The organism is Clostridium cylindrosporum DSM 605, assembly GCF_001047375.1.
Lineage (GTDB): Bacteria > Bacillota > Clostridia > Clostridiales > Caloramatoraceae > Clostridium_AB > Clostridium_AB cylindrosporum.
In genome coordinates this window covers 224969-237210 of sequence record NZ_LFVU01000026.1, presented here as the reverse complement: position 1 = coordinate 237210, position 12242 = coordinate 224969, and the positions used below count along the sequence as shown (strand labels likewise).

Below are 12242 nucleotides of genomic sequence, written 5' to 3'. Positions count from 1 at the left end.
ATAACTCTAATATTCATCCTTCTAAAATCTAAAAAAGCCTACTTACACTAAACTTAGTGCAAGTAGGCTCTAATATTAATTATTTCCATAATATAGATGCATCTTTTCTAGGTACCGTTCTTTTAAACTTTATATCTGGATATCCTATAACCATAGAGGTTACTATTTTATCACTTGGCTTAAGTCCTAGTAGATCAACTAACTCTTGATTATCTATAGCAGCTCTTACTAGGAATCCACTAAAGAATGTACCAAGGCCAAGTGCATTTGTCATAAGTTCCATGTTTGATGATGCAAGTGCTGCATCAACTGGGGAGTCTGAAATTACAAGTATTACAGCTGGTGCATTGAAGAATACTTTATCTCCAGCCTTTGGATTTTCCTTATAATCCTTATACATTTGTTGCCACATCATTGCATATCTTTTATATTTTATAGTCTCGGAATTTAAATTATTTAGTATTTCTTCACCTAAAATACTAAGTCTTCTTAATACGATTTCCTTTAAGTCTTCTAATTTATCCTTTACTACTACATAGGATACCCCTTGACTATTACTACCTGTTTGAGTAAAACGTCCTGCTTCTATTATCTTTTCAAGCTTTTCCTTTTCAACATCCTTGTCCTTGAAATGTCTTATACTTCTTCTAAACTTAATAAAATTAAGCAGAGTATCTGAGTCTATGTTAAACTTTTCTTCATTATATTCTACAACGTCTTCCATTTTATAATCATCTGTTGAAATTGCTCCTGTTGGGCAAACAGCTATACAGTGCCCACATTTAAAGCAGGCAACATTTCTAATCTCTGCTTTGCCATTATCAACCTTAATGTCCCCTGGAAAGCAATCTCTTACACATTGTTTACATCCAATACATTTTTCAATATCAACCTTCATCATTAGAAATCACCTCTAGAACCCATGATATCACTTTTGTTTTTCCTATTCCAGTTTGAAAATTTGTAACAAATCCTTAGAAAAATCTAATAAATAAGATTACTATGCTTCGTGTATTTCCCTTAGAAGTTTTATAAAGTTTCTTGATGCCATAGATAGATAACGATCCTTTAACCAAATCACTCCTGATGATGAGGTGAAAGCATCATCATCTATTTTATATTTCTTTAAATTATAACCTTTATGGATTTTAAGTACTGACTCAGGAATTATAGTTCCTCCGAAGCTCTCTGATACTAACTCTAGTAAAACTAATATATCAGAGCACTCACATATTACATTTGCCTCTAATTCTCTACTTGAAAACTGCTCTAAAATCATATTATAAAGTCCAAGCCCATCGGTACTTGGAAGTATTAGAGGAAACTCCTTTATATCCTCATAGGATACCTTATTCCCTTGCAGGGCCAACTTATTAGATGTTACAAAATAAAATGGATCCTCCTTAAAGTAAAAGGCAGAAAAGTTCTTTAAGTCGACTGGAAAACGAACTATAGCAAGTTCTATCTCCCTTTCCTTCAATAACTTACATAGCTGACCTGATTCATTTTGTTGCACCTTATAGGAAACCTCAGGATGCCTTTCTTGAAATCTTCTAAGCACACTTGAAAGCTTATAGTGGGAAAGTGTATTCACCCCTATTAGTAGTTTACCCCTATCCCCTTTTCCTATTTCCTTTACTTCTTTATTTGATTCTTCCATAAGATTTACTATGTTTATAGCATTTCTATACAGTGCTTCCCCTGCATCTGTAAGCTCTAGCCTCTTTCCTACCTTGTGAAATAAACGGGTACCAAGCTCCTCTTCCATTATACTTAACTGCTGACTTAAAGGTGGCTGAGTCATATGTAGTCTTTTAGCTGCAGCTGTTATTTGCCCTTCCTCTACTATAGCAACAAAATAACGTAATTGTTTAATATCCATTAATCATTCTCCTTCAAGTATATGAAAAACATATACAAATCAAATATAATCAATATTTTTAATATATTTACTTACATGTTATCATAGCATCAATGCTAATTATGTAGTAAGTAGAAACATTCAAGATGTTCAACTATAAATAATCTAAAGTAAAGGAGGTAAGTGCATGTCACTTGATATGAGGAGAGGTAATCCAACTAAGCTTATGCTAAAGTTTGCATTTCCTATGTTGATAGGGAATGTGTTTCAGCAATTATATAACATGGTTGATTCTATTGTTGTTGGAAGATTCATAGGAAAAGAAGCCCTTGCTGCTGTTGGCTCATCATTTTCCCTTATGAACTTTATAACCCTACTTATCATAGGACTATGTATAGGTAGTTCAATAGTTATATCCCAGTACTTTGGTGCTGAGGATTATAAGAATTTAAAAGGTTCAGTATCAACCTCTATTATATTTATACTTGGCCTTACTATATTCCTAACAATTATAACTGTTGTATTTACTAAGCCGCTTTTGATACTAATTAAAACACCTCCTGAGATATTAAATAGCGCAACCTCCTACCTTAGTATAATATTTGCTGGATTAATATTTACATCACTATATAATATATCTGCATCATTGCTTAGAGCAGTTGGGGACTCGGTAACCCCTTTGTATTTTCTAATTATCGCATCTGTTATCAATGTAGTACTAGACCTAGTATTCATTATAAACTTCAATATGGGTGTAGATGGTGCTGCATATGCAACTGTTATTGCTCAGGCTGTTTCCTCTATACTTTGCTTAATATATGCATTTTCTAAGGTTCCAATTTTCACGATGAAAATAGGAGAATTTGTATTTGATAAGTCACTATTTTCTACTATAGCGAGATTTAGTATTTTATCATCTATGCAGCAGTCCATTATGGCTATAGGAATGGTAGCTGTACAGGGACGTGTAAACATCTTCGGCTCCGATGTAATAGCCGCATATACTGCAGCAGTCAAGGTTGACTCACTTGCATACCTTCCTGTTCAAGACTTTGGAAATGCATTTTCTACCTATGTAGCTCAAAACATAGGAGGAGGCAAACTAGATAGAATAAAAAAAGGTGTAGTCTCATCAGTTAAGATAATTATAGCCTTTTGTACTATAGCATCTATAATCATATTCTCATTTTCTGAGTATTTTATGAGAATGTTTGTAGATTCTAGTGAAATAAATGTAATACAAACAGGTGTAGATTATATATCTGTAGTTGGAATCTTTTATGTCCTAATAGGGTTCCTATTTATGTTCTATGGATTTTTTAGAGGGGTTGGAAGTCTTAATATGTCTATTATCCTCACTGTAATATCACTTGGTACTAGGGTTCTAATGGCATATTCTCTTTCTGCTATTCCTTTCATTGGAGAAAAGGGCATATGGTGGTCTATACCTATTGGATGGATACTCGCAGATATTGTAGGATTTATAGTTTATAAAAAAGGTAAATGGCAATTAATCATTAAAAACAATAAAATATCTATAAATGGTAATACTAAATAATGTATTAATAAAAGAAAGATGTGATTAAATTGACCAATAAAAGAGTTTTTATTGCAATAGAACTTGAGGAAAGCATAAAGGACTACCTACAGGAAATGCAAAATAAAATTATTAAAAACAGCACAAGAGGAAACTTTACTATTAAAGATAACTTCCATTTAACTCTTAAATTTATCGGAGAAGTAGAGGACGAAATCATAGAAAAGATCAAGGTATGTATAGATGATGTAGCCTCAAGGCAAAATGATTTTAACCTACAATTTTCTAGACTAGGTGAGTTCCCAAGAGGGAATAAAACAATGCCTTGGGTAGGAGTAAAAAGAAGTGAATCACTTGATAAGCTTCACCTAGATATGGAAAATTCACTTGAAGAAGTGAGTATCAAGAAAGAAGGTAAAAAGTTTACTCCACATATTACCCTAGGAAGACAAGTAGTACTAAATAGAGATTTCAGTAAACTAGTAGATGAAATAGCTATAGAGGATTTGACAATAATAGTAGATAAGATTTCCTTGATGGAAAGTACCCGAATAAATGGAAAGTTAAAGTATATACCCCTATATGTAAAGAAATTGAAATAGCTCCCAGGTTTCCTGTGAGCTATTTTTTATTTAAGCCAAACAATTATGCTTTGAACATATCTTCTCAAGTGCCTCTACTGTAATATTTATATGTTCCACTGTATGTCCAAGATTTAGAATAAGTCTTATTCTACCTTCATTTAGCTTAACAGCTGGATAGCATATTGGAGTTGAATATATTCCCTCATCATAAAGGTCTCGAACCACCATTCTTAATTTTTCATGGTCTTCTATAAATATTGGAATAATAGGACTTTGACTATTGCCTAAATTAAATCCCTTTGATTTTAATAACTCCCTCATGTAGCTATTCTTTTTATGGATTTCTTTTATCATCCATGGATTTCTTTCAATTTCTTCTAGTGATGAAAGAACTACAGAGGCATCAGCTGGGGACATACAAGCCTGAAATACATAGGGGTCTGACCACTTAAGTAGTGAACAATACTTTTCCTTAGCAGCTATAAAACCTCCTATAGATGCAGTGGACTTTGATAAAGTTGACATAATGAAATCAACATCTTCAGTTACTCCCTCATGATAACAATATCCTTGACCTTTATCTCCGTAGATACCAAAGGTATGTGCTTCATCTACATATAAGTAGAATTTAAAATCTTTCTTAAGTTCTATTATTTCCTTTAAAGGTGCTAAATCTCCACTCATAGAATATGCAGACTCTACAACTACAAATATATTATCATAGGAATTTTCATACTTTTTTATTTTTGACTTTAGGTCTAAAACATTATTATGCTTAAATGAAATCCATTTTGCATTAGATAATTTTAACCCATTTATTATAGATGAATGACACTCTCTATCAAAAATAATTAAATCATTTGCGCCTACTAGATAGGAAATTGCAGCTACATTTGCACTAAATCCTGTAGGAAAAAGAATAGCCTTCTCCTTTCCAACAAGTTTTGCTACCTTCTCTTCTATTTCCTTATGTAGTGAGCTCATGCCACAGGATGATGCAGAGGTACCACATCCTGTACCAAACTTTCTTATAGTATCACAGGCATTGTCTATTACCCTTGTATTTCTATTTAAACTTAAATAGTGATTAACACACCATAATATACATTCTTTCTTTTTTTTATTGTGCTCTGTAACAACACTTGAAAAGTTAGAAGCACCATACTCCATATATCTATCATATTCATATCCAATGTCCATATTTTCTTTATCTATAAAGTGCTGTACATATCTGGCTCTTTCCTCTACATCAGATATATTGTTGCTTTTTAAGTATGCTAGTACTTCTCCCATAGAATAGAAATGCTTATCCATCGAATCCTCTCCTCACTAATTTTAGATTATTAATTTTCCATTTATTCACTATTTTAATTATCGTGTAGATTCCTAGGATACATCAGCACTTTTCAGAATAATTTGTAAAATTAACACACTAAAATATAAAACGCCAAGTTATCTATCTTAATAACTTGGCGCTTTATATTCTATATTTTTCTAATATATATTTAGCTCATATATATCAGAAAACTCTATATTTATTCTATCTACATTCATGTCCTTAGTTGCAGCTACTTCATTAATAGCATCTTCATCCATTACTAAATTAGCTGGCAGTTCAACTATGAACTCACTTCCTTTGCCTATTTCACTTTTTAGTGAAACTTTTCCCCCATGCTTTTCTACAATAGACTTTACAAGAGCAAGTCCAATTCCACTTCCCTCTTTCTGTCTAGTTAAAGTAGAATCAACTTGTCTAAATCTCTCAAATACTAAACTTAGCTTATCATTAGGTATTCCGATTCCACTATCCTTTACTGATATAACTACAGAGTCTTCCTTATCCTTTATATTTACTTCTATTTCTCCATTAGACTCTGTATACTTAATTGCATTTGATAATAAATTTAACATTACCCTTTCTAACTGTTCAGCATCACAGGCAACAATCTTTTCCTCTATATCCGTGTCAAAGGTTAGGTTTATACCCTTAATTCTCGTATATTCTGCAACGGATAATATAATGTCCTCAATAACAGATATAATATCATGATTCTTAATTTTCATTTCTGTATAACCTGCGTCAATTTTAGTAATATCTATTAGGTTATTTGAAAGCTTGATAAGCCTAAAACAATTTTGTTTCATCATATTAATATATTTATTAGATAAAAACTTCTTTATATATTCTAAATCACTTTCCTTTGTTCTTGATACTAGCTGTATTACACCTAAAATAATATTTATTGGAGTTTTCAGCTCATGAGATACTGTACAGAAGAAATTAGTTTTTAGTTCATCAAATTCCCTTGCTTTTTCCAATGAGGCTTGTCTTATTTCTATCTGCTTTTTAAGTTCTTCAATCTTTCTCTTCTCAGTTATATCTCTACATATGATTAATCTCCCTTTGATTGTGTTACTATCAATAAAGGGAACTGAGGATGTCTCGAATATCTTCCCATCCTTCAAGTATATGTATTGTAAATATTCATCATATGTTTCCCACTCTTTTCTAACATGACCTTCAAACTCTTCTGGATTTTTTATTTGCTTTTTAACAAATTCTATAATCTCACTATTAGTTGTTTTAGAAGTTATTTCAAATGGGATATTTAACATTCTTATAAATTGATTATTAAAATGAATTACCTTATCATCATCATCTATAACAATCATACCATCTACCGATGATTCTAGTATTCCATTTAATATTTGTTGCTTTCTTTCCTTCTCATCCTCAAGCTCTTTTCTTTGTTGGTATTCTAACTCAAGCTTTCTAATCAAAGCTTTTAAATTTTCATTCTTATTTACCAAAACACTATTTAGTTCAATTAGAGAATAATGTGGCTCCTGTAGACTTGAACGAACCACAGCAATATATATATAGTAAAATGATACAATTTGGAATACATGTCCGAAAACACTATATATATCATAAGTAATACTAGAAGCAACAAAAAACATTTCACATACTAAGTTAGATAATATCGATAAACTTAAAGCCTTATCGTTTTTATTTAAACCATTAGGATTCCTTTTTCTTAACAAAATTAGCAAACCTAATAAAATACCACAATTTAGATAACCAGCTATAATTTTTACAAGGGTAAATCCAGTTCCCTTTATATAAAGTTGTGGAAATACCTTTATATAGAATACGGAACCAAGGAGCAATCCTACTACAATCAAACATGTAATGGATATATTTTTTATGTTATAGTTCCCCTCTCTTGATGTAAATAAAACTAAAAAGGCTATGCCTTGAAGATATCTTCCAATAGTCCATACTTGTATAGAAATATTAAATGTAAAAACTTCACTAATATTCATTCCCCTATAGGCAAATAAATGTATCAAGTTAATAAATGCGATAAATCCAAATACCACACCTAAAAATACTATCCTATTATCCTTATTTAATTTATATGTGTTGATAGCAATTATAGCCATAACAAAACCAATTACAATTCCGAACAACTCAACCATAGTATGAAATATTAAAAAATCCCTAATACCCATATATATAGCACCGGTAAAAAATAGTATATATATAAGTGCACTAAGATATACACCATAGGACATGCCTAAAATTTTTTTATTAATACTATTATTCTCCACTTTTCAACACCCCTGATTACTATCTTTCTATAAAAAGATAATCTTATACAATATATATCAATTATATCACCTTTTCCACTTAAGTACATTTATTACAAATAATATTATAATTAATTTTATTTTGAATATTTACCTATATAATCTATGCTTTATTACCTTAAAGTAAATGCATAAGAGAGACGAAACTATAGTTAGACTTATTAAGTAGTAGACATATGATTAGGAGGATTGATTAAATGTTACATGACATATTTGTAAATATATGTATTCTTATGGTTTTGATATTCTTAACAGCTAAAGCTTTTATGGGTAAGGGCATAACCCCCTCTTCACCAATTAAACAAAGACTCTTATTTGGGTTTATCGCAGGAGTATCTACGTGCATTATGATGGTTTTTACCATACATATAAAATCTAATGTAACACTTGATTTTAGGTACTTTTGTATAATTATAGTATCCTTTTTCGGTGGTATAGTTCCATCTGTAGTTGCAGGGATAATATCTATCATATTTAACCTAGCTTATCATGGTATAAATGATATATCTATAGTATCAGCTATAGGTACCATTCTTGTAAGTTTAGGCTGTGGTATATTCTCAAGCTTCAATATTAATGATCGCCTAAAGTGGATTTTAATGTTTATCTATTCCATACTTATACGTAGAGCAGTATTTTCGGTAATCTTAAGCGGTAATAAGGAAGCCTCTAATGACGAAAATCTTATAAACCTTGCTACTATAATTGTATCTGTGGCATTATATTTTTTTATAAACTATCTTATTGAAAGCCACAAAAGGGTTACGGAATTATATAAAAAATCAATTTATGATTATTTAACAGGAGTATACAACAAGGGAGAATTTGAGCTAAGATATAAAAATATAATTGAAAATGTAGATAACCTTGATGAAAGCATATCCTTAATAACTATAGATATTGATCACTTTAAAAGTATTAATGATACATATGGACATGATTCTGGAGACTTTGTATTAAGAGAGATAAGCAAGGTACTTAAAAAGTCTTTTAGAGAAGATGACTTTATAGCAAGAGTTGGTGGAGAGGAATTCTCTATAATACTTCGAGGGTTATCCGCGGAAAAAACTAAGGAGATAGCGGAAAGATTAAGAATAGCTGTTGAAAATCACTGGTTCATTCTCCCATGCGGGAAAAATGTTTCTATAACAATTTCTATAGGAATTGCTGTTTATGCTGAAACAACAAATGACATAAACTACTTAAAGGAAATCTCAGACCAAAAACTATACATTGCAAAGCAAAGCGGAAGAAATATGGTTTGTTCCTAAATAAATTATTAAAATTAAAATAACTAAAGCGTACACACTTTGTAGTCTACGCTTTAGTTATCTTTTATTACTTTTTAGTATACATTTAATTCATATATATCAGAAAACTCTATGTTTATTCTATCAACATTCATCTCTTTAGATGCACTTACTTCATCTAAAATATCATTATCCTCCACCACATTTATTGGTAGTTCAATAATAAACTCGCTCCCCCTACCTATTTTGCTTTTTAGTGAAATACTTCCACCATGCTTTTCTATTATAGACTTTACAAGTGAAAGACCAATTCCACTTCCCTCTTTTCTTCTTCTTAGGATAGTATCAACCTGTCTAAATCTATCAAATACTATATCTATCTTATCCTCAGGAATTCCAATTCCACTATCCCTTACTGATATAATCACGGATTCCTCGTTATTTTTTATATTAACTTCTATCATTCCCTTTGAATCTGTAAATTTAATTGCATTTGATAATAAATTAAGCATTACTCTCTCTAATTGCTCACTATCAAAGGCAAAAACTCTTTCTTCTATATCTGTATCAAACACTAATGATATATCCTTTATCTTAACATATTCAGCTACTGATAAAGTAATATCTTCAATAACAGAAACAATATCCTGGTTTTTTATTTTCATTTCAGTATATCCTGCATCAATCTTGGTAATATCGATTAGATTATTCGAAAGTTTTATAAGCCTATAGCAGTTTTGCTTCATCATATTTATATATTTACTAGATGAAAGCTCCTTTAGGTATTCTAAATCATTTTTTGTCGTAGCTGATAGCAGCTGTATCACACCTAGGATAATATTTATTGGGGTTTTTAGTTCATGTGATACAGTACAGAAAAAGTTAGTTTTTAGTTCATCAAACTCCCTTGCTTTTTCTAGTAATGCTTGCTTTACCTGTATCTGACTTTGAAGATCCTCAATTTTTCTTTTCTCAGTGATATCTCTAACTATAATTACTTTCCCATTAACTATGTTATTTTCAGTAAATGGAAGAGATGATGTTTCTAGTATCTTTCCATTTTTAAAGTATATATGTTGTATATATTCATCCTGTGTTCGCCATTCTTTTCTTATATGATTTACGAATTCATCTGGATTATTTATTTGACTTTTAATATATTCTATTAATTCGTAATTAGTGGTTTCAGAGGTTATTTTGAAGGGGATATCTAGCATTTTTATATATTGATTATTAACATGTACTATTTTATTATCTATATTTATAACTAATATGCCATCTAATACCGATTCCAATATTCCATCTAGTATTTGTTTTTTTCTCTCCCTTTCATATTCTAAATCTCTTCTTTGTTTATATTCTAATTCAAGCTTTTTAATTAGACTTTTTAGGTTCTCATTTTTACTTTTCAGTACATTATTCAATTCAATCAGGGCATAGTGAGGTTCTCTTAAACTTGATTGAATCAAAGCAACATATATGTAGTAAAATGATAATAACTGAAATATATGTGCTAAAATACAATAATAATCATATTTCTCAACTGAAAAAATGAAAAGCACTTCACAAATTAAGCTACTTACTATGGAAAGATATAAAAATATGTCTGTCCTTCTTAATTTATCAGAACCTTTTCTTCTTGAAAAAACTAACATAAATAATAGGATTCCACAATTTATATAAGCAGTTATTGACTTGAAAAATGTAAATCCAGATGCCTCTATATAATAGTCAGGAAAAACTTTAATATAGAATATTGTAATAAAAGATACCCCTAAGATAACTAAGCAGTTAATTGATGCTTTTACCAAATTATATATTTTATCCCCTGAAATAAAGAAAATTAAAAAAGATGTACTTTGGATGTACCTTCCAACTAACCAAACCTGCATGGAAGTATTAAATGTAAATACTTTACTATAATTAATCCCTTGATATGCTAACAAATGTATTAAGTCAATGAAAGCAACAAATCCAAATACAATTCCTAAAAATATTATTTTATTACCTTTACGTAGCTTATATGTATTTACAGAAATTACTGCCATAACAAAGCCAATAACTACACCAAAAATCTCTACTAAAGTATGATATACTAAAAAGTTTTGTTTTCCTAGGTACAATGCCCCTATAAAGAATAGTATATAGATAAATACTTTGTGAAATATACCATAATTCATATTCAAAAATTCTTCCTTAACATTGATACTATCCACTTCCCTCACCCCTAACACACAAACTTTCATATTATATGGTAAATTTACAATTTATATACAATTATATCATTTTTTATTCATAAAAAAATACTTATTATTCAATATTACGAAAAATTGTTTTATTTTACGCCACCATAGAAGGTATTTATCAGAAGAATCCCAGGGATTAAAAATTATCTTTTAATTAAATAAAAATAGAGGATGTTTAATTAAGTCAACATCCTCTAACAATCAATATATAAAGTTATATTTTTTAACTGTAAATAGTTTATCAAAACATTATATAACCTCTACAAGAATAATCTCAGGTCTATTAAAAAGCCTTAAGGGGAACCTACTAGGACCAAGACCTCTACTAACAATGAGATTTCTATCTTCCTTATAAAGACCAGCGGTATACCTTGGGAAAACCCCTTGACCTGGGGCATATAGTCCACCTATAAAGGGAAGTCTAAATTGCCCACCATGGGCATGTCCTGACATCATTAAATCAAAGTTATAATTCTTATAGGAAAAATCCCCAATTAAAGAAAAGTTCTCAGGATAATGAGACAGTACAATCTTAAAACTACACTCACTTTCTAATTTACTAAACAGATTGCTATAATCCTTATACTCATAAATTCCCTTCATTCGTTTTATATAATCATCTCTAGATGCTTGATTCTCATCAAGCCCTAATATACTAATCCTATTATTATTGATATTTATAGTATCTATTTCATCACATAGTAACTTAACTCCAATTGCCTTTATATCCTCTGCTAATTTATCTAAGTTCCTCAATCTATGTTCATGGTTACCAAATATATAGTAAACATTAGCAATAGAATTTAATGAACATAATAAACCTATCATCTTATTAATATTTTTTCCGTCCATGTTAATAAGATCCCCTGTGACTATAATCAAATCTGGCTTTAACCTTACTACTTTGTTAATTAACTTATGATTTCCTTCTCCAAACTCCTTACTATGAATATCAGATAGGTGAACAATTTTAATAGGGGACTTAAGGTTTCTTTCTAGTTTTATTCTTGTTGTTTGTATTACATTATTTTCCCAGTAGAAAAATACTCCTAATAAAATTATCCCTGATAATATTAAATAAATACTCTCCATATGAAATTCTCCTAATTA

General features: G+C 30.1%; 9 protein-coding genes. 3 read left to right on the top strand and 6 right to left on the bottom strand.

Annotation, left to right across the window (positions count from 1 at the left end):
- Positions 1-79 precede the first annotated feature (79 nt).
- Together CLCY_RS08035 and CLCY_RS08030 are read right to left on the bottom strand one after the other, a co-directional pair.
- A complete protein-coding gene (locus tag CLCY_RS08035) occupies positions 80-901 on the bottom strand; it encodes a nitroreductase family protein (RefSeq protein WP_048570598.1) in 822 nt (273 codons plus the stop codon).
- 99 nt (positions 902-1000) lie between these two features.
- Complete coding sequence (locus CLCY_RS08030) at positions 1001-1882, bottom strand: LysR family transcriptional regulator (RefSeq protein ID WP_048570597.1); 882 nt, start codon at positions 1880-1882, stop codon at positions 1001-1003.
- A gap of 166 nt (positions 1883-2048) precedes the next feature.
- On the opposite strand from CLCY_RS08030, the gene CLCY_RS08025 reads away from it, so the two are divergent.
- Positions 2049-3419 (top strand): MATE family efflux transporter, encoded by a 1371-nt coding sequence (locus tag CLCY_RS08025; RefSeq protein ID WP_048570596.1) that lies wholly within the window; start codon positions 2049-2051, stop codon positions 3417-3419.
- 29 nt (positions 3420-3448) lie between these two features.
- Positions 3449-4000 (top strand): RNA 2',3'-cyclic phosphodiesterase, encoded by a 552-nt coding sequence (gene thpR / locus CLCY_RS08020; RefSeq protein ID WP_161797118.1) that lies wholly within the window; start codon positions 3449-3451, stop codon positions 3998-4000.
- A gap of 30 nt (positions 4001-4030) precedes the next feature.
- Here the strand turns inward: thpR and CLCY_RS08015 are convergent, their stop codons facing one another.
- Both CLCY_RS08015 and CLCY_RS08010 read right to left on the bottom strand, forming a co-directional pair.
- Complete coding sequence (locus CLCY_RS08015) at positions 4031-5296, bottom strand: aminotransferase class I/II-fold pyridoxal phosphate-dependent enzyme (protein ID WP_048570595.1); 1266 nt, start codon at positions 5294-5296, stop codon at positions 4031-4033.
- Positions 5297-5476: 180 nt separating this feature from the next.
- Positions 5477-7597 (bottom strand): MASE3 domain-containing sensor histidine kinase, encoded by a 2121-nt coding sequence (locus CLCY_RS08010; protein WP_048570594.1) that lies wholly within the window; start codon positions 7595-7597, stop codon positions 5477-5479.
- A 236-nt stretch (positions 7598-7833) separates the two neighbouring features.
- On the opposite strand from CLCY_RS08010, the gene CLCY_RS08005 reads away from it, so the two are divergent.
- On the top strand, positions 7834-8907 hold the full coding sequence (locus CLCY_RS08005) for a GGDEF domain-containing protein (protein ID WP_048570593.1): 1074 nt from the start codon (positions 7834-7836) through the stop codon (positions 8905-8907).
- A 74-nt stretch (positions 8908-8981) separates the two neighbouring features.
- On the opposite strand, the gene CLCY_RS08000 is transcribed toward CLCY_RS08005, so the two are convergent.
- The gene (locus CLCY_RS08000; protein ID WP_048570592.1) at positions 8982-11102 is read right to left on the bottom strand and encodes an MASE3 domain-containing sensor histidine kinase; all 2121 of its coding nucleotides are present in this window, start codon (positions 11100-11102) and stop codon (positions 8982-8984) included.
- A 279-nt stretch (positions 11103-11381) separates the two neighbouring features.
- Positions 11382-12224: a metallophosphoesterase gene (locus tag CLCY_RS07995; RefSeq protein ID WP_048570591.1), complete on the bottom strand. Its 843-nt coding sequence runs from the start codon at positions 12222-12224 to the stop codon at positions 11382-11384.
- Positions 12225-12242 lie beyond the last annotated feature (18 nt).

Bases quoted from the DNA above. Each gene is read 5' to 3' on its own strand.
- CLCY_RS08035 (WP_048570598.1), bottom strand. From the start codon at position 901: ATGATGAAGGTTGATATTGAAAAATGTATTGGATGTAAACAATGTGTA.
- CLCY_RS08030 (WP_048570597.1), bottom strand. From the start codon at position 1,882: ATGGATATTAAACAATTACGTTATTTTGTTGCTATAGTAGAGGAAGGG.
- CLCY_RS08025 (WP_048570596.1), top strand. From the start codon at position 2,049: ATGTCACTTGATATGAGGAGAGGTAATCCAACTAAGCTTATGCTAAAG.
- CLCY_RS08015 (WP_048570595.1), bottom strand. From the start codon at position 5,296: ATGGATAAGCATTTCTATTCTATGGGAGAAGTACTAGCATACTTAAAA.
- CLCY_RS08005 (WP_048570593.1), top strand. From the start codon at position 7,834: ATGTTACATGACATATTTGTAAATATATGTATTCTTATGGTTTTGATA.
- CLCY_RS07995 (WP_048570591.1), bottom strand. From the start codon at position 12,224: ATGGAGAGTATTTATTTAATATTATCAGGGATAATTTTATTAGGAGTA.